The 18,772-nt window shown below is 58.5% G+C and carries 17 protein-coding genes and 1 pseudogene; 7 read left to right on the top strand and 11 right to left on the bottom strand.

Features of this window, described 5'->3' with window-relative positions; genetic code table 11:
• Positions 1-287: 287 nt before the first annotated feature.
• The 5 genes from FHT93_RS19105 to FHT93_RS19085 all read right to left on the bottom strand — a co-directional run bounded on the left by FHT93_RS19105 (position 288) and on the right by FHT93_RS19085 (position 6,795).
• On the bottom strand, positions 288-1,361 hold the full coding sequence (locus FHT93_RS19105; protein ID WP_112543205.1) for an ROK family protein: 1,074 nt from the start codon (positions 1,359-1,361) through the stop codon (positions 288-290).
• A 616-nt stretch (positions 1,362-1,977) separates the two neighbouring features.
• Entirely contained in the window at positions 1,978-2,388 is a 411-nt protein-coding gene (locus FHT93_RS19100) for a hypothetical protein (protein WP_112543204.1), read from the bottom strand.
• A gap of 224 nt (positions 2,389-2,612) precedes the next feature.
• Entirely contained in the window at positions 2,613-4,931 is a 2,319-nt protein-coding gene (locus FHT93_RS19095) for an EAL domain-containing protein (RefSeq protein WP_183848949.1), read from the bottom strand.
• Positions 4,932-5,287: 356 nt separating this feature from the next.
• The gene (locus FHT93_RS19090) at positions 5,288-6,166 is read right to left on the bottom strand and encodes a DUF72 domain-containing protein (RefSeq protein WP_348649779.1); all 879 of its coding nucleotides are present in this window, start codon (positions 6,164-6,166) and stop codon (positions 5,288-5,290) included.
• Between the two features lie 347 nt (positions 6,167-6,513).
• A complete protein-coding gene (locus FHT93_RS19085; protein ID WP_112543202.1) occupies positions 6,514-6,795 on the bottom strand; it encodes a hypothetical protein in 282 nt (93 codons plus the stop codon).
• 570 nt (positions 6,796-7,365) lie between these two features.
• On the opposite strand from FHT93_RS19085, the gene dinB reads away from it, so the two are divergent.
• Together dinB and FHT93_RS19075 are read left to right on the top strand one after the other, a co-directional pair.
• A complete protein-coding gene (gene dinB, locus FHT93_RS19080) occupies positions 7,366-8,460 on the top strand; it encodes a DNA polymerase IV (protein WP_162710035.1) in 1,095 nt (364 codons plus the stop codon).
• Between the two features lie 29 nt (positions 8,461-8,489).
• Positions 8,490-9,251: a DNA polymerase III subunit epsilon gene (locus FHT93_RS19075; RefSeq protein ID WP_312866609.1), complete on the top strand. Its 762-nt coding sequence runs from the start codon at positions 8,490-8,492 to the stop codon at positions 9,249-9,251.
• Between the two features lie 395 nt (positions 9,252-9,646).
• On the opposite strand, the gene FHT93_RS19070 is transcribed toward FHT93_RS19075, so the two are convergent.
• The 3 genes from FHT93_RS19070 to FHT93_RS19060 form a co-directional block, all read right to left on the bottom strand.
• Complete coding sequence (locus FHT93_RS19070) at positions 9,647-10,213, bottom strand: DUF1003 domain-containing protein (RefSeq protein WP_112543199.1); 567 nt, start codon at positions 10,211-10,213, stop codon at positions 9,647-9,649.
• An 822-nt stretch (positions 10,214-11,035) separates the two neighbouring features.
• On the bottom strand, positions 11,036-11,926 hold the full coding sequence (locus tag FHT93_RS19065; RefSeq protein ID WP_113144825.1) for a Hint domain-containing protein: 891 nt from the start codon (positions 11,924-11,926) through the stop codon (positions 11,036-11,038).
• A 474-nt stretch (positions 11,927-12,400) separates the two neighbouring features.
• On the bottom strand, positions 12,401-12,667 hold the full coding sequence (locus tag FHT93_RS19060; protein ID WP_112547928.1) for a hypothetical protein: 267 nt from the start codon (positions 12,665-12,667) through the stop codon (positions 12,401-12,403).
• Positions 12,668-13,410: 743 nt separating this feature from the next.
• On the opposite strand from FHT93_RS19060, the gene FHT93_RS19055 reads away from it, so the two are divergent.
• From FHT93_RS19055 to FHT93_RS35905, 3 genes are all read left to right on the top strand, one after another.
• Positions 13,411-13,908, top strand: a complete 498-nt coding sequence (locus FHT93_RS19055) for a metallophosphoesterase family protein (RefSeq protein WP_112547930.1) — start codon at positions 13,411-13,413, stop codon at positions 13,906-13,908.
• A gap of 1,824 nt (positions 13,909-15,732) precedes the next feature.
• Positions 15,733-15,936 carry a cold-shock protein gene (locus FHT93_RS19045; RefSeq protein ID WP_029616201.1) on the top strand — a complete coding sequence of 68 codons (204 nt, stop codon included), beginning with the start codon at positions 15,733-15,735 and terminating at the stop codon, positions 15,934-15,936.
• Positions 15,937-16,150: 214 nt separating this feature from the next.
• Entirely contained in the window at positions 16,151-16,279 is a 129-nt protein-coding gene (locus tag FHT93_RS35905; RefSeq protein ID WP_281413473.1) for a hypothetical protein, read from the top strand.
• 61 nt (positions 16,280-16,340) lie between these two features.
• On the opposite strand, the gene FHT93_RS19035 is transcribed toward FHT93_RS35905, so the two are convergent.
• The 3 genes and pseudogenes from FHT93_RS19035 to FHT93_RS19025 form a co-directional block, all read right to left on the bottom strand.
• Positions 16,341-16,604 carry a DUF2934 domain-containing protein gene (locus FHT93_RS19035; RefSeq protein WP_112547932.1) on the bottom strand — a complete coding sequence of 88 codons (264 nt, stop codon included), beginning with the start codon at positions 16,602-16,604 and terminating at the stop codon, positions 16,341-16,343.
• A gap of 215 nt (positions 16,605-16,819) precedes the next feature.
• Positions 16,820-17,097 (bottom strand): annotated as a pseudogene (locus FHT93_RS19030) (hypothetical protein).
• 92 nt (positions 17,098-17,189) lie between these two features.
• Positions 17,190-17,462, bottom strand: coding sequence for an usg protein (locus FHT93_RS19025; RefSeq protein ID WP_113205169.1), 273 nt, complete (start codon positions 17,460-17,462; stop codon positions 17,190-17,192).
• Between the two features lie 277 nt (positions 17,463-17,739).
• Between FHT93_RS19025 and groES the strand changes: the two genes are divergently transcribed.
• Both groES and groEL read left to right on the top strand, forming a co-directional pair.
• A complete protein-coding gene (groES, locus tag FHT93_RS19020) occupies positions 17,740-18,054 on the top strand; it encodes a co-chaperone GroES (RefSeq protein ID WP_018114737.1) in 315 nt (104 codons plus the stop codon).
• Between the two features lie 62 nt (positions 18,055-18,116).
• A partial coding sequence (gene groEL, locus FHT93_RS19015; protein ID WP_183848947.1) for a chaperonin GroEL occupies positions 18,117-18,772 on the top strand: 656 nt, incomplete at its 3' end.

Raw genomic sequence — 18,772 nt, 5'->3', positions numbered from 1 at the left:
TTGACGCCGCGCCCGCCCCAGCCCCCGCGCCACCCCACGCCAAAGTACCGGCGGCGACTGCAAACCTACAATACGAAGACGGCTTGCAACCGGCCGTCCCGATAAGATCAAACGGCGAACGTGCCGACGGGCAGTGGGCGAAGACCATCGTTTGTCGGACAGACGGATCGATACCATATGCTGTCCGCAGACAACCACCGCCATCGGTCGATCTTGAACACGTGCGACGTCTCGCCGGCACCACCACGCAACGAGCGTGTGAGACGGGCCTGCGCTGTTTGTACGATCTACGGCTGAGAACGATTGGTGAAATGCGCGTTCCCAAGCCCGGTTCCGATCGTCAGGATTGCCCAGCTTGACACATCGGTCATCAGCGGTATCTGCGAAAGCCCCTGAACGACGCCGTCATTGTGCATCATAACGAACGTTTCCCCCTCGTTTATCTTAGGGATGCTTTTGACGAGAGCCGCAGGCAGGTTGAAATGATCGCTCTCCCAGTTTCCGCCTGGCAGGTTCTGACCTCCCCGGACGATGGCACCATCGGCTTCGATCACTCCCGGGCAGCCGATCCCGATCAGTGGTGCAAGGTTGAGCTCCGCCTCAGTCGCTTTGGTCACTAGTTCTTCAAGCATTTCAGATAGCTTCGCGACGGTGGCAGTCCGGCTCGGGTTTTCCTCCGCGTGCTTCCAGATGAGCGACGCCGCCACGGCGGCATCTTTGCTTGTGCTTCTCTTATCCTTGCCGAACCGAACCACTCCTGCCCTGACGTTGGTTCCGCCAATGTCAACGGCGAGTATTGCATCATGGCCCTTCAGCATCCATTCGGGCATCAGGTGCACCGAACCGATCAGGCCGGCATCGTCTGGATGATGCGCAATCGGAACGAGTTCGATCTCGACACCATCACCGCGCAGGAGCATCATCGTGCGCGCGATGACAAGTTCGCCAACCCTTCGCTGACGGAAACCGCCGCCAACAGCAATTCGCTCGGTTTTCTTCCATGACTTTTCGTTCAAGAACTTTCTTATTACGCCGGCAAAGTCCCGAGAAAACTCCTCTACCGCACCGAATATCATGGCTGCGGCCTCTGCATCCTCGCCGCAAAGCAGCGCGTCGATATCCTTTTTCTTCAACTCCTTAGTCGCGACCTTTCCAAAGGGGTCGCGCGCGAGCTCTCGCAAGAGCTTTCTCTGCTGGTCTACCTTGTCGCGAAAAGACTTCTTGTTTGCGCCGTCACCGATGAAACCTTTCCGGTCCCGCGCCTCGTTGTTGTAGTCATCAATAACCACAGAAGGCAATGTTGCCCCGCCGTGAACGAGTGGTGTCGTATCGTTGGCGGGCTTGCGGTTTGTTTTGGTCATAAAAGCTCGCAGGGCAGTGGGTCGGGACCGCAGGAACGCGCGAGCGACGTTTGATGTTCCCGAGGAGGACAAGGGAGTTACCAGACAACGCAGCAGCGCGACGGATGTCGGGCTCAAGCCGGCTGCGCGGTCACCGTCAACTTGCCGTAAGAATGCGTCATTGATCGGCAGAGCGAGCTGACGGCTGGAAAGGGAGCGTGAAAAGACGTCGGTGCGGTGGCCCCGAAACTCATCGGTATCGGGCTTGTCGAGAACATGGGTCGTCAATAAGATCATCGGCGCGCTCGGCATCGATGGCGAGGAAACCGCCTACGCCGGACGAATACTGGAGCGTCGCGTCGATAAGCCCACGAGCCAGCTCCGGCCGGTCTTCGCACGCTCTTCCAAGAGCGTTCACGGTCGTTCCTCAAGGAATCGAGGGCATCTCGTAGAACATCGAGTTGGGTCTCGACGGTCGGATCGTTCGGGGCCTCGCGGCGAGCGCGTGCGATCAGGCGATCCGTCGTCGACAATGCCCAGAGCGGCATTGATTGTGATGTTCAGCATGTTTCCCCCTTTACCGGCCCCCCTAGCGAGCTCGAGGGGAAACATGCTCGGCGGCAATCCCGAAATTTGGCTAGAAGCGACCGCGCACGCTGTCGTACAAATCCCGCAAATCCTCGAGGCCTCGGTCGTAGCGCGTCCGCCTTGGCGCCGTCCGAAATCCGACGATCGCGAGAGCAACAACTGCTGCGGCCGTGGCAACTGCCCCGAGGGTGGATAGCGGGTAAAGCTTTACCGTTGCTTCCGTCTGCCGAACCGCCTGACGAGCCCCACCTTTTACCGCGCCGGAGGCGTCGGCCACTTGCTGGCGAAGCGCTTCCAATTGTTTCCGAAGGACGCCGATCTCGTTTTCGGCATTGAACTCGGGCTGCGGGGGAATACCGACTGACGCCGTGTTCGTGTCTACAATGGCACGCGGCACAGGTTCGCCAATCCTCGCTCCTTCGGCCACCAGCGGTTTCGTAATAGTCTTCTTTGCAGGCATGATCGTCCTCCTTCATGAAGCGCCGAGCGCGCATCCAACGATTATGCCTCACGGGCGATTTTTGTTCCGGAAAGCGTGAGAACCACGTTGCGCAACGAATGCACAACCCGACAGCGCGCCCTTACAAATAGACACCGCTTGCGGCTGGCCGTTTGCGCGCCTTGCGGTTCTCGACGGCAGTACCACTCGATAGCAAGTCAATGCAGCTCGAAACCGACGTCGCCTCAACTGGGCAGAGTTCGAGATGATCTTGGGTGTCGTCGCCCGACTGATCGGCCGCCATGTGCTCCCGGCCGACCGAAGAGGAAACCCTGCACCAGGTCGGGGCCTTTCGTTGAAATCAGCACCCGTTGCTCTTCCGTCTCAATGCCTTCAACGACGATCTTCAATCCAAGGCCCCGACCGAGTGCCAGTGCGCAATCAAGGATGACGCCGGCGCCTGGGTCGTGATCGAGAGCCGAGACATAGCTGCGGTCAATCTTGAGCTTGTCGAAAGGATAGCGCCTGAGATTGGTCATCGACGAAAAACCGCTGCCGTAGTCATCCATGGCGAGCTTTATACCCTGTGCCTTGAGCGCCTGAAGCGATTGCGCCACTTCGATGCGATCTTCGAGGAGTGACGTCTCCGTCACCTCCAGTTCGAGCCTTGATGCGGAAAGGCCGCTAGCCTTGAGCGCGGCATTTACGTGATCGAGCAAGTTGGGCGAAAGGAGCTGTCGCGGCGAGATGTTGACCGCCAGGAACAGGTTCTCATTCCAACCCGCAGCTTGATGGCACGCCTCGCGAAGGACCCATTCACCGATCTCGACGATGCTGCCGCTTTCTTCCGCTGCGTCTATGAAGACTGCCGGCGAGAGAACGCCGTAAGTCGGATGGTGCCAGCGCAGGAGTGCCTCATAGCCTTGGGGCAATCCGGACTGGGCATCGACGATCGGCTGGTAGAGCAGGAAAAACTCCTGTGCTTTGACGGCCCGGCGCAGTTCCTCCTCCAGCCGTCGCCGCTCGCGCATTTGTTGGTCGAGGACCCGGTCAAACAAGCAAATCTGTCCCCTCCCCGCCGCTTTCGCGCGATAGAGAGCCGCGTCCGCGTTGTTCTGCAATTGCCTGAGGCTGTCGCCATGTGTTGGGAAGGCTGCTATTCCTACACTAACGCCTAGCGCCGCAGCCTTCGTGTGAGATGTAAATGTCGATCTTAAGCGAGACGCAAATTCAGCTGCGACATCCTGCGCCCGAACGATATCGGAGGCTGGAAGCAGCACCGAAAATTCGTCACCACCGATCCTCCCAATCAGCGCCGTTTGGTCGAAAGAGGACCTCAGTACGTCGGCGACCTGCTGGAGCACCTGATCGCCATCAAGATGGCCATGAACATCGTTGATCGTCTTGAAGCGGTCGAGATCGAGGATCAACAAACTCGTCGCTGATCCCGAAACATGAGACTGGCGGATCATTTCGTCCGACCGAGCGTTGAACGCGCGCCGGTTAAGAAGGCTTGTCAGAGGATCATGTGAGGCGAGGTGATCAAGACGCTGGTGCGCCTCAAGTCGCTCGCTGATGTCACGCAGCCCATACACGATGGTTTCGCGGCCGCGATATTCAATGACACCTTCAACCACTTCGACCGGGATCTGGCCGCTCGGCGAATCTACAGATCCCTGTGTTGCTCCGCTTTGACGCAGAAAATCTTCGAGCCGACGCGCTTTCAGTTCGGCGGCCGACTTACCGACCATCGAGACAAACTGCTCGTTGGCGTGGACGATGACGCCCGCGCGCGTCAGCACAATGGCTTCGAAGGTCGCGTTCGCAAGGCCCTTCACGTCGGTCAGGTGCCGGTCGAACAAGAGTGCGGCAACACCTGCCGAGATCAGCAGGCTTGATACCACGCATACGGCAGCGGCAATGCCGACACGGTTGATAAACGTCAACCCGTTTTCAGGGCCCGGGTAGAGGGGCACAATTCGCAGGCCGCTCATTGAAATCAGATGGTGGCTCAAGACGGCGGCCACGAGAAGCAATGCCGTGAACACCAATCTGATCCTCGTCAGCTCGCAGCAACTGACGAACATTGCCGCGACCGTAAACAGGAAGCCAAGCAACCATGCTGCAATGAAGGTGTCAGCTCTGGTTTCGACGTAGGCCGAGTTCCAGATAGCACTCAAGCCGATCGTGTGCATTGCCCCGATCGCGAGGCCAAGGAAGCAGCCACTTGTAACTGCGCCTCGACGGCGAGGCATGCCGACAGTCGCGAAAGCCCCGAGGCACGAGATCGCGACCGCGACCAAAATAGATGTGCCGGTCGCAAACAGCTGATAGGAGACAGGGATGTCGTAGGCCAGCATGGCGAGAAAATGCGTCGCCCATATCGTCCCGCCGAGCACGAAACCTGCCACAATGAGCCACAGGTTCCGGTGGACTCGAACACACTGGCGAGCACGAGACAGCATGAAGACCGCGGCCAAGTTTCCTGCCACGCAGACACATACGGCGACAGACAGAAGCGGAAAATTGTGCTGTTGGGCAATACAGGAAACCAGTGCGACCATTGCCACCTCCGGCCGGCACCCTTTCATGCGGCATATAACGTGGCGTTAGCGAACTCGCTAAGAATTTAACGATCGGGCGATTGCTCCAGGCCATGTACCAGGGGCCACGCCTGGCCGCAGCGATCGATCTCAGGTCGCGGGATCAATGGTTTCTTGCGATCTTGCCCGGAAACTGTGCCGTAGTCGGTGGATGACTATCGTCATGTCTTCCTCAGTTCTTGCCTCAACGGGAGCAGAGCACGCCCACCCGATTGAAACAGGACGTTCTGTGAGGCCTTGCGTGGGCTCGGTTCGCCTCTAGTTCGACCTCCCAGGCTCCAGCACCTGAAGCCCCTGGTCGCAGCGCCTCATTCGCCTTAGCGCTGAGGCTTCAGCATCTCAGCCAGGCGCTTAGCGTTCTTGATTGAGTTACCGTCGCGGTCGTTGTTGAAATAGACCCATATGGTCTTGGCGCCACTTTGGCCTATGCGCTCTGCCCACAGCTCCAGCTCGGCGTCGCTGTAGTCGTGGCGATACCATTTTTCGATCCCGTGGAAACGGACGTAGACGTCATCGCCGGTGCACACGAGTTCGTCTGGCAACCGAGGTCCACTGCAGGCGCAAAAAATCGTCCCAGCCGCTTTGAACGCAGCATAAACCTCCGGGTTCCACCAGCTTTTGTGACGGAATTCGATGACGTTTCGACGTCGGTGATCGAGCTGCGACAAGATCGAGTGCAACATTTCCGGCGAGTATCGTATGCTCGGCGGCAGCTGAAACAGGAAACATCCCATCCTCGGTCCAAGCAGGTCGGCAATATAGCCGAAGTCATCGACGAGAATTTGTGTCTGCTGAAAACGCTGGACATGGGTGATGAGCTCACACACCTTGACCGTGTAGACGAAACCGGGAAGCGCCTGTCGTATCCAGGTCTTGACCGCGCCAATCGTTGGCCAGGAATAAAACGGGGCATTGAGTTCCACTGTTTTGAAGTTGGCCTGGTAGATCGAAAACAACTCCCCCGACGGCGTATCGGTCGGATAGAAAGACCCTTTCCAGTGCCAGTAGTACCATCCAGAACAACCAACATGGATGCGGCCCGCAACATCGCCATTGGGTGCTATCGGGGACGGATCTCCGGCAAGACGGGCGAGGTGCATCTTGGCAGCCCGCGTGACATTGGCGTCGCGCTGTTTCTGCCGACGTTCAGCGCGCCTGGCCCGCCGTAAGGCGATCTCTTCGGCGGTGCGCTCCACCCTTTCAACCCAGGTGACGAAAGCGTTGGGGCGTCATTTGCTCAACCCTTTGCTGGTCGTTCGAAATTCATCCCTGGTGTAACCAAGACGGAGGAAGCAGGTTCCGCCGGTGGGTGCAAAGTCGTGAGACGTCGACCGGTGCATCGGCACCTATGCGGCAGGCAAGCAATCTCGAGAATGTCCGCGCCGTTTCGCCTGGCCGATTATTGCGTCAGGCTGAGTTAAGCGGCTGGGCGAGCCTAACCTGGAGAAAGCTGGCCTCATTACAGTGAAGAGAGCTCACCTTGATTTCAGGCATATAGCAATGACGATGATGCCGTCCTTGGGCTCAACGACGGGCACAGGCCTCAGTGTAGCGCTACCTTTTCAGGCTTCCGATTTGAGAACTGGTATACCATCATAATTCCCTGCTCGAGCAGCAGTTCGGCAACCTCGAGGTCGCGCGATCCGAGATCGCAACACATCCCGCGAATGGTGTTCATCACGGACAAAGAATTTTCGACAAACCGCGCGTCTCCTTCAACCTTGGCTTCGTCGGCAGATGCTTCAAGCGCGTCCGCCACTGTCTCGAGCAGGTTGGTGCGTTCGAGAAGCGTCATTGCATCCAAGGTCTTCGATATTCCGTGCATGTTGTTCTCCGGCGCGGGCGAGGATCGCGGCGCAGCTGATGTGAAGGTCTGTCGACGGTCGCAGTCATGTGGCGACGCGCCACGTGCGCTGCAAGTCATGGCTGCCCCGCGTATTGCGCATGTTGTTTGTCCTGACCTTACTGGGCTTTGACTTCGGCGAACCTGCCGAGCGTCTGCACTGAGCCCGTCAATTCGCCCGAGGAACGTGCACAAACGTTTCACGAGATTTCTTTTATGCAAAGGCCCAATAGACATCCGGTGTGATGAAAGGAATGTTTAAGCCTGGAACGATCGCGGCGTCGATCGGCGGAAACAGACCGTCAGACGGCGACGGGTATCACGGCATAGGCAATGGAAGACGTCTCCCGAGTGACGGGAAGCTCCCGCGGTCGAAGATGGCTCTGTGATTAGGTTCGTGTCGCCATTGTTTTCTCTCAATCTTCGCTTTTGCTTCCTAGCCCCCGGAGGAGAGGGACCGCTTGTAGATTCGCCAGATGTGACTTTCACCTGGACGCGGCGTCGGAAGCTGCTATGTTCTGCTTTTGTTTTAACGGACCGGCTTACTGACCAATGGACGCAACTGCCTTGCCTATGAGGAAAATCATCCATGTGGATATGGATGCCTTTTACGCATCGGTCGAGCAGCGCGATAATCCGGAGCTTCGCGGCAAACCCGTGGCTGTTGGCGGAGCGGCCGCCCGCGGCGTCGTCGCAGCAGCAAGCTACGAGGCGCGCGAATTTGGGGTTCGCTCTGCAATGGCGTCGGTCACGGCGGCACGGAAGTGCCCGAGCCTGATTTTCGTGAAGCCGCGGTTCGAAGTCTATCGTGCCATTTCGCAGCAGATCCGCGAGATTTTTGCGCAGTATACGCCGGTGATCGAACCCCTCTCGCTCGACGAAGCCTATCTCGACGTCACCGAAAATCTCAAAGACATGCCGGTCGCCACCGAGATTGCGCTGGAGATCCGTGCAAGGATCAAAGCGGTAACCGGGCTGAGCGCTTCGGCAGGCATCTCCTACAACAAGTTTCTTGCGAAGATGGCCTCGGACTTGAACAAGCCGAATGGCCAGGCGGTCATCACGCCGAAGAATGGTGCGGCTTTCGTGGAGCAACTCGCGGTGAACAAGTTCCATGGCGTCGGCCCGGCCACAGCGGAGAAGATGCGACGGCTCGGCATTGAGACCGGTGCGGATCTGAAGGCAAAGCCCCTGATGTTCCTGATAGATCATTTCGGGAAGTCCGGCCAGTACTTCTATGGCATTGCGCGGGGCATCGATGCGCGCCAGGTCCGGCCAGATCGGATGCGCAAGTCGGTCGGCGCGGAAGATACATTCACTGTCGACATCAGCGATCTCGATCTCGCGACCAGCGAGCTGCGGCCGCTCGCCGAAAAGGTCTGGTCTTACTGCAATGCCAAGGGTTTCAGCGGCAAAACGGTGACGGTGAAGGTCAAATATTCCGACTTTACCCAGGCGACCCGGAGCCGAACAAATCCCCTTCCCTACGCGGGCGTCGATGATATTCTCGGGGCCGCAAACGTCTTGCTTGCGGGTGTATATCCGTTCAAGCGGCCGGTTCGGCTTCTCGGCGTGACACTGTCGTCGCTCATCAATGACAAGGATGCCGACGACGTGGAACAACCGCAACTCGGGCTAGGTTTATAATTCAAGAGCCGGGAGGGGAACCACCAGCAGTGAAAGCCGAAATGTCCCCACCCTGCATTCGCGTCATCGACCTTGAAACGGCCGGCAACGGGCCGGCCGACGTCTGCGAGATTGGGTGGCAGGACGTTTTTCAGGACGAGGATGGGCGATGGCAGATCTCGGCAGAGCGCGGCTCGGTGCTTGTGAATCCTGGCCGCCCCATTTCAGCAGAGACCATGGCGATCCATCATATTCAGGATTGCGAAGTCTCAGGCGCACCGTTCTGGAAAGAGGTGGCGCCGAGCATCCTGCGGCCATCTTACCCGATAGTCGCCCTTGCCGCCCACCGTGCCGCTTTCGAGCAGCGCTACTGCACACCCAGACTGGCAGGGGCCACGCCCTGGATTTGCACATGGAAATGTGCACTGCGCGTCTGGCCAGAACTTCCGAGGTTTTCCAACCAGATGTTGCGATATCAGCGTGCGCCGGAAGGTCTGATTCATGAGATCGGCCTTCCCGCCCATCGAGCCATGCCCGACGCTTATGTCAGCGCCCACCATCTGCGTGACGAGTTGAATTCCGCGTCTCTGGATGAGCTCCTGTTGTGGAGTTCTCAGCCTGGCCTGCTTCCGCGGGTCCCGGCGGGCCCTGACCGTGGGAAAAACTGGGACCGTCTGACTATCGACGCACTCACCACCTTTCTGAGCGACCGCGACGCGGACGTTCGCTTCAGCGCCCGGGCGGAGCTTCTGCGGCGAGGAGAAACGGAAACACCTAAAACGACTACTCCCACCCAGCAGACACTTTTTTAATCGATTCGACTTCACGCGACGAGCCCGGACCGCCGGTTTGACACCATCCGATGATCCGACAGGCCGAATGCCGAGGATGATGCTACGGCTCGATCTGTTGGCCAGAAACGCTGTCCTTTTGACGGTTTTCCGCGGCACACCTGACGATGTTTCACCGGCTCCGGGGGCACACGTCGAAAGCCTTCAGTCTGCTGAAACAGAGAAGAGTGCAATCTCGGCGCGGATTGGCGGCGTCCGTCATCTCGGTGACAACCTCGTGTTCACGAGCCGAGCTGAAATTCAATCCACGGTGTGTCCTGCGCGGCAATCGTCCACTGGCTCGGTTAGAGCGCCGCTCCGGACCATCCTGGACATGACGCCTTCGGCCGCGGCACGGACGGTTATTTGAAGCATAGCTATTCGGTGCTCGAAGTCGCGCTGTCGAGACCGATGTCCGCGTCATTCGAGATCTTCTCCATTGTGTCGAGAACTTCCTCTGGCGTGACGTCCTCCTGAAGCTCCTCGATCTCCGCCTTCTGTTCGAGGTTGAGACCCATCTTTTCGGCGATGGCGGCAACGATTGTGAGAAGTTGCGTGGTCTCGTGCTCGGACAGCAGCGAGATCTGCAAATTCAGATCGGCCCGCTTATCGTCGGCCTCGGCCATGCGGTTCTGGCTGATCATGACGAAGGTCGAAATGAAGATCGCCTCCACCGACGCCACCATCGCCAGGATGACGAGAGAAGGGTCGAATGCCGGGAGAAACGGGAGCACCCCAACGTTTATCAGGATCCAGCCACCGAACAATATGGCGTGAATGTAAACGAAGGTCATCGAGCCGGCGAAGCGGGTGATTGTGGCCGCAGCTTTTTCCTGCGCCGACGCCTTTCGAGCTTCCTCGCGCCGTCGTTGAAGAAGCGCTTCGATATTACGATCGAGGCGGTTGGCAAGGTCCGGCTCGTGGTGGGAGGCGATGGTCGACATGGGAAAGCTCCGGGTTTACATCGAAACTTCGCGCCGTCCGTCAAGTTCCGCTCGGTTCTCTCAAGCCGGCATCGCGACCTTCGGGTGTTACGCCTGACGCCAGCAGAGAAGACCGGCAGAAGGTCCTGTCCACGCCATAACCGCCGGTTTTTGAACCATGCGGACCCGCGGTCGCGGGCATTTGGGGCGATGGAACAGTCGCAAATCCTTGGAGCTGGACGTGGCGTCCTCTGAGGCTATTGCGCCATGTTTGCAATGAGTGCCTGGGATGTGTCACCCGAACGGTGTCGCTGCGTCGCCAGCTTTCCTAGCTGTTTACAGACCCATTCAGCCATGTCGAATGCGGTAAGGTTCGGTGCGACGCTGAACGGCTGGAAGTGGCGCCACCGAGGGAACTGGTCAGGTAGGCGGGTGATCGCAGCGCTCGTACATCCGCAGGGTCTGTTACATTTCTAGCTTGGCGAAGTTGCCATGGCCGAGACGGTGGCCGGTGGCGAGTAGAAACGGTATGCCCCGCTTCGCGAGAAGGTCGGCAGCTCATCTTCCCACCGAGACTGATGTCTAGCACAGCGCTGTCTATCTGCTCAGCATCTTCGAGCAGATCCAGGCTCGTTCGAGCGTTGAGGTGCGCCCAATCACGGTCGCTCCGAGGCGAGTCGACTAGGTCTTCGGAAGTAATACTCGTCCTCGGCGACCAGAATGGCCAGGATAGACGCCCAGCTTTTCTTCTTCTATGCATGTGGCCTGGCAAGGCCGTTGCGCGGTCTGAGCGACTGAGCTCTCCGGTTTCGAGATGCGCCCGGCAAGCAAGCCCGCAGTGGATCAGGCCGACAGTTCCCTGGCCTGCGCGTCGATCTTCCTGCAGGCATCCGCGAATGGATCGCGCACCGGCACCAGAGGCGAAACGCCAAGGAGGAGGAGCGCTTTCAGGTGCTTCCAGCCACCTTCCTCGCCCAGCACCGGGGCATAGGATGTCATCACGCCGGGCCTTTCGCCATAGAGGCGCTTGAACTCGGCGAAATTGGAGAAGGCCTCGTGGTTGTTGTCCACGAGATGGAAGCTCTCAGCCGCCGCACCTTCGGCCAGGATGGCCTCATGCGTATCGAGCAGTACGGCATAATATTCGAGCGGCATGTCGTCGGCCGGAGTGACCGGTGCAATGGTCGTGCCGTTGACGAGATCCTTCACGCGGATCAGGACGCCGTTCAGAAACAGCGCATGGCCGGATGACAGGTAGAGATCGGAGTGCGGGGTGCGGCCGTCCAGCGCATGGCGGCGAATGCGGATTGGCACGACGGCTTCCTGCCAGCGTGCGCCGTTCTTCCTGAAGGCCTGGCGGCCGACCCACCTGATCGGACGAGTGCTTCCATCCGGAAGGGCAACGCGATCGCCGGCACGCAGATCCTCGACAGGCCTTTCACCGCAATCCGTGAGGATCCCGGTTCCCCGCAGGAAGCACTGCGGACCGCCGCCGCCACCGCCTCCGCCGGAACCACCGCTCCCCCCGGAGCCTCCGTGCCCACCGGAACCGCCGTGTCCACCCGAGCCACCGTGGCCCCAACGGCGTCCCAATGCACTCGCAGGAGATGTGGAAATTGCCGTGGCCAATGCCGCCGCGCCCGCGAGCCGAACACCGGCGGCAGCAGCGACACCTAGAAAATGTCTGCGCGCAGTATTGTGCGGCAGAAGTTTCGGATCTTCCGTGGATGACATGGCGATCTCCTTTCTGAAGCGGTCTCTGCGCCCTCCAAGTGGCGTGAAGACCGGCATTGTGAGGTTCTTCGTGAACAGGCAGGAATGAAGATAGGACTGCCGCGACAACCGGCCTCGGACCAAGGTCCTACTCGGGGACGATCAAAACAGTGTAAGCGGATCGTCCCTATTGAGTACTGGATTTAGTCATATCTGCATCTACGGATCATTTTCAGCTTTAGCGGCGGGTCAGAAACGTGGTCACTGCATTATCTTCAGATCTTTCTTGCGCAGGCTTTCGGACCAACGCGAAGAGCGCCTCATCGGTTTGACATATCTGGAGATGAAGGATCCGCAGCGATGATCTGCATCGCTGGTTCGGCAAGCTGAACAGATCGATCCGAGGCAACAAGCGAGACGCCATCTTCTAAAGAGTTAGAAGGGTCGACCCGTCGATCAATGCGAGGCTAACGTGTTTGTCGTCAGGTCCAGACATCAGCCGCCATCGCGGAGACATTCGTTGGAGAGGCTCGATCGGAGGTGCTCCTCCAGCTCAATACATACGCTCTCATAATGGGCGAGAATCAATTCGTGTTCGCCACCGTCGGTCTGGTATTTCGCTCTAGACTGCAATGCCTCACCATAGGTCTCGATCAGTTCCGTCAACTGGTGCGCCGTTGACGCATATGACTGAAGGTCGGGATGCTTCTTCAGAAGTGCCTTCAGACCGAACTGGAAACTGTCAGAGGTGGCTTCGTTCACTATTGATACCAAGAATACTGCAACGCTCGCGGGATTTTGCGAAGTCGCACCTGAATGGGACATGAAGATCCCGGGCGATGATGCCAGCCCCGCGTCGCCGCCAACAGCGATGGCGTTATGGTTGGAAGATCGGGGCCACTAGGGATTTTGTGAAATCGTCAGCGATAGGATGTAATCGCTCGCGCTACGAATACCGCGCACCAGAGCGACGCAAGGACCGACGTATGCTGTCCTCGTCGCCTTCGATGTGCTCGCCGCTATCACGAAGCTTCGAGATTCCTAGCTGAACGACCTTGATCATATCGGTCATCCGCTGACCGTGGCTATCCTGGTATTGTTCCAGCGTAGGGGCATGAAGCGTAACATCGAGCAGCGCAGAATTGTGACCGTCTTTGACCGCTTTGGCGCCGACAGCCCAAACTCGGCTGAACAAAAGTCGATCCGATTCAGTTATTGGCATGACGACCCGCTTGCGCGCCCCCGCGTCGTGTAAAGTGGTGAAGCTAGCGGGCTGCCTGCGGTCATCAACCGGACTAAAGTCCGATTCTGCGCCGCAACCACGCGTTGGTACGGTAGCGTACAAGCGACTTGTCCTGGCTCCAATGTGGGCTGTTGAAACAAGGAGGGCCATCGTCGGTCTGGAATGGCACTGTCTCCGGCTTCTCTGCGAAGAATGGAAGGTGACTTCTTTTCGAAGCGCCACAATATCTTGGCGACGGACGCTCCGGCCCCATGTTCCATCAATGATCTTCTTTACCAGCGATACCCATTTTGGCGATCCGCGTGTCCTCAGGATCGACCGACGTCCTATCCCAGACATGGCCGCCCACGATCTGGCGCTGATCCAAAACTGGAATGGCCTCGTCGGCGAAGATGACGATGTCTGGCATCTCGGCGATTTCATGTCGGCCCGCGCAGGCGATTGCGACCAGCTTCTATCGCGCTTGAACGGGCGCAAACACCTGGTAGTTGGTAATAACGATCCAACAACGACCACTGAAGCGAGAGGTTGGACGAGCGTCCAACACTATGCCGAAATACGCACTGACGATCACCACCTGATCCTCTGCCACTACGCTTTCAGGACGTGGAACCAGATGGGCAAGAGATCGATCAATCTGCACGGCCACTCGCACGGGCGTCTAAAACCGCTGCCTCGCCAATTCGACGTCGGCGTGGATGCCCAAAAATTGCGCCCGGTGAGGTTGGAGCAGATCATGAAACGCGGGCGCGGTAGCTGATCTTCGTTGCGAAGCCGTTTGTGGGTCCGTCAGCGTAAGCCCTTCAACGCCTGCTTGGTCAATTTCGGCAATTGGGCATCGACTTTTTTTCGTGATGGAAACGTTAGGCTCATTTCAATGCCTGGCAATACTCCCGGCAGCCAATCACTCATGGTTCACCTGGCCCACATTGGTGCCTTGATTGGCTTGACTGGATTCGCCGGCCGCAAGGCGGCATTTGAGCTAATGTGTCGGGCCGATGAACCGCTCAACTGGTATAACGAGGAGGGCGACTTTGCCTGCCCTCCCCGGCCGATCTGCAAGCGCGCAACGGGACGGGGATCTTCTGGCTTGCAGGACCGGGCCATCCCGTCCCTTGCCCAAGCTTCTCGCTGGCGACGATTACAAGGCCCTGACGGCTGCATAGACGCGATGTGCCGCGGCGACATGGAGAGATTCTCGGATGGCATCGCGCCAGTTAAGGAGCGCTCGACCTGCTTCCCCTCAACGCGATTGCCGCCCGACTTGCCATCGGTTAGATGCGGTAGAATGACCATCGCGCACGCCTTCGACGGCAAGGGAGAAAGTCGATGGTCATCACGTGCGACCGGCGGCCTACCAAGGGGCTAGCCGCCGCGAACAAAGCCGTCGCGATACCGACATTGACCGCGGCTCCAGGGCTAACTACTGCGGAATATATCGACAACCCTCGGAGCAAGCCTCGGCCTCGCAGCCGTTGATCGCGACAGGTCATCAGGTTATTACCTGAAAAATTGACAATCACGGTGACGACGCTTGCGCTCGCTTGAGCCCACGCGAACTCCGTGCCCGTCGCAAGAACCGCGGCTAGCAGCGCCATGTGTAAGGCCATGAAAGCGGCGCCGAGGATGACAAGGCAAACCAGCCGCAAGGGGATGGCCGCTCTCGTTGCCTTGGCAACAAGCAGCTCCAAGAATTGAAGAGCGACGCGACGATCCTCTTGCTGTGGCCGGCTGAACGGGTCGCGAACCGGTAGGGTAGTTCGGCAATGCGAACATCCGGCCCGGCATTTGACAGGATTTCAAAGCGTACCTTGAAACCATGGTTGCTCAACCGGGAGGCCATCGCTTCGACCAGGTCGCGGCGTGTCGCGACGAAACCGCTCATTGGATCGGTTGCAGAGGCCGAAGTTGAGAGCGCCAACGCTGCGGCCGATCTGGCGAGGTCCGAATTCGAACGATCTCAACTGCTCGCATCCAGAGAAGCAGCCAGTGGCGCCGCCACCGTCGCGTACCTTTCCCCCGGATCGCTTCTGGAAAAGGATGCGAAGCATCTCGCCCGACATCGGCTGGAATGAAAAAGGGCGCTCGACCCAATGGGGAGCGCCCGAACCATCCCGGCAACGTTTGCGGCGGAGGCCGAGGAGTGGTTGGAACGAATGTCGACCGAGTCGGTGCACTTTGGCAAGCTGGTGGTGAACGGACAGGAAACGCGCCGTTCGGCCAATAACTGTCACCCACACGTTATCCACAGCCTGTTCACAGTGTAACCGCATGCAAGCCTTTCCTTTTTGTCCGCTGGGATGAACTCTCAGGTGCTGCATTGCGGCAACGTCCGAGTGGAATTTTTCCGTACCGATACCGAGACTTGCTGATAGAGCGTATGTTGCCGGTCTCTCGAGCGCCAGGCGGCGGATCGCTCGGGGTCGGGAAGCGACCGGCGGACCTCGATGGTCGCTTCCCGAAAATGGCGGGTATCGCCCGCTGCGCCACCAAGCGCCGGTCTCCGGCCGGCAAGGGCACACCATTGCGGCGCAGACGTCGAGCGGTTATGAATTTCCCCTTAATCCAAATCGGGGAATTCGAAGTGGCGAACGGCACAGTCAAGTTTTTCAATCAGGACAAGGGCTTCGGCTTCATTACGCCAAACGATGGCGGCCAGGACGTCTTCGTTCATGTGAGTGCAGTCCAGGGCTCGACGCTGCTGCGCGAAGGGCAGAACGTCTCTTACGACCTGGGTCAGGATCGTAAGACCGGCAAGTCGAAGGCGGAAAACGTACGCGCGATCTGAGCGCTCGTGGGCGGGGCTTTCTGGATGAGGATCAGGACGGCTAACCTTTCCGACGCAACCGCGATGAGCGCCATTCTTGAGAGATTGGTGGCCGCCGGCCGTCGAAAGATGGCGGCGGACGTTGAGTACGTTTGCCTGCACCATGTGTGAAACCGTGATCTAGCTCTTCAGGCCGCGATCCCTCTAAAGGGACCCTCTGCCGCAGGAGGCGCTTGTGGTGCTCGTCGATGACCTCGTCGGCGCCCGTGCACGAAACGTTGCCCATTGGCTGCAGCGACGCGGCTACCAGATCGCTCTCCTGCTGGTCGATTTCGCCTGGCAGGTACTGAGCAAAGTCGCCTGAAGCGCCATAGGCAGCTGCAATCGTCGCGTCGCGACGGCTTGCGCCTTGCTGCGCATATCCGCTACTTATTCTCCGACGCCAACTCGCCCGGCTTGAAGCTTCCGGGTTTACCGCTCTGCGAGGGGATCGCATCAGAGGTTGTCTGATCGTGACCGTCCGGAACGTTCACTCCACTATGATGTGCGGGCGAAGACGTCTGCGGAAGTTCGCTACTATTACCGAGCTCCTTCTCGGCCTCGTGCCAGTGGCGCTCATGCTCGCCCTCCGGCCGGCCTTCAGCTTCCCATTTCTCATACGCACGGCGTTTGATGTGTTCGTCGTCCATGACATCCTCCTTGATCGAAATAACTTGGGAAGGAACCTGCGGTTCCTGAAGAGCCGTAAATCTTGGCGTGAGCCCCGGCAGCTCGCGCCATCGCTAGGTACTTCACGCAGATCGTCGAACCGTCGCGGCAGGTGAATGGAATGCGGCGTGTGGTCCAGACGTTTGGCGTCAGTGATTGTTGCCGGACCCGCACGCCATGTCCGATGAGCCTATGGTTAGTGGATCGCGTGGCTCGTCATTCGATGTGCGCCGAGTTGAAGCGCGAGATCATCGTGGTAGCCTGTTGCAGCACGCGTTCGGCCTTTTGTGGATCATCTCGCGCCGGTTCGTTGGCATCGATGCGGATCGCCTTGGCCATGTTGGCCTTGAGCGCAGCAAAGTGACGGTCGCCATGCACTTGTGCAGTCCCTTTAAGGATGCGCGCGATGTCGACAAAGACTTCCTCGCGCTCCTCGATGCCGAGGTCTCTGATGATCTTGATCTTCTCTTCCAGATCAACTCACTCCGGACAGACCAGCGATCTCGGCCGAGCTCATGAAGCCCCGGCCGCGAGAGCTAAGAAAGTAAAATTTCGTTTTCAAGGCTTCAGTGGAGCTTGAATTCGCCCTCGACACGGCGCCATTCGTTAGGGCCGATCAGACGTTGGTGGGTGTAGCGGACGGAATGCAGTGGTCCGTCGAGGCTGGCCTTCCAGAAGTTCAGGAACTTGCACATCTCAGGGAAATCCGGGGCAAGATCGTAGTCCTGCCAAACGTAAGTCTGCAGGACGGACTCGAAGTCGGGAATGCGATAGAGGATATGCGCGGTGGTCAGTCCATAGCCGTTGAGCTGACGCTCCAGGTCCGATGAGAATTGCATGCTTCATCTCCGTTTCATGACACTGCGAAGGTGGCGCGAAATCATGCAGCCATCAACGGTTTTCTGAACGCTTCGATGTCGTTTATCGTTCCTTTCCAGCATGTTAGCAGCCACCAACGTCGAGTGCTAATTTTTCTTGTCGACCCTCTTGAAATTGAAAAAGCCCGAAAATAAATTTTTGCACGCGAACGCTCAACGAGGTTCGCACCCGCCCGGACTGGTCATCCGGTCCGGCCAGGGGATTTCGAAACATCATCGTTTGTCCACGGAGGAAAACATGTCGTTCCGACCGCTCCATGACCGCATTCTCGTACGCCGGGTCGAATCCGAAGAAAAGACCAGAGGCGGCATCATCATTCCCGACACCGCCAGGGAAAAACCGCAGGAGGGCGAGGTCGTCGCCGTAGGCCCCGGCGCCCGCAGCGATGCAGGCCAGATCCAGGCGCTCGACGTCAAGGCCGGTGATCGCATCCTGTTCGGCAAATGGTCCGGAACCGAGATCAAGATCGACGGTGAAGATCTGCTGATCATGAAGGAAAGCGACGTTCTGGGCATCATCGAAGCTCAGGCCGAGCGTAAACAAGCCGCCTGAGGCGGCTCGTCCCCCAAACCCAACACCATCAGTCAATAGCTGCCTATTGAGGAGTTAGACAAATGGCTGCGAAAGAAGTCAAATTCCATAGCGACGCCCGTGAACGCATGCTGCGTGGGGTCGATGTGCTGGCAAATGCCGTCAAAGTCACGCTCGGCCCGAAGGGTCGTAACGTGGTGATCGACAAGTCCTTCGGTGCTCCGCGCATCACCAAGGACGGGGTATCGGTCGCCAAGGAAATCGAACTCGAAGACAAGTTTGAGAACATGGGCGCCCAGATGCTGCGCGAAGTGGCGTCGAAAACCAACGATCTTGCCGGTGACGGCACCACGACCGCGACGGTACTCGCGCAGGCCATCGTCAAGGAAGGTGCCAAGGCTGTCGCATCGGGCATGAATCCGATGGACCTGAAGCGCGGCATCGACATTGCCGTCGACGCCGTTGTCAAGGAACTCAAGACCAATGCCCGCAAGATCACCAGCAACTCGGAGATCGCTCAGGTGGGCACCGTCTCTGCCAACGGTGATTCCGAGATCGGCCGCCATCTCGCCGAGGCAATGGAGAAGGTTGGCAATGAAGGCGTCATAACCGTCGAGGAAGCCAAGACCGCCGAGACCGAACTCGAAGTCGTCGAGGGCATGCAGTTCGACCGTGGCTACCTGTCTCCATATTTCGTGACCAACCAGGACAAGATGCGCGTTGAGTTCGAAGACCCATA

It is taken from the genome of Rhizobium sp. BK379, from assembly GCF_014193955.1.
Lineage (GTDB): Bacteria > Pseudomonadota > Alphaproteobacteria > Rhizobiales > Rhizobiaceae > Rhizobium.
Note: the sequence above shows the minus strand (reverse complement) of the source record. Positions and strands in the feature narration are given on the sequence as shown.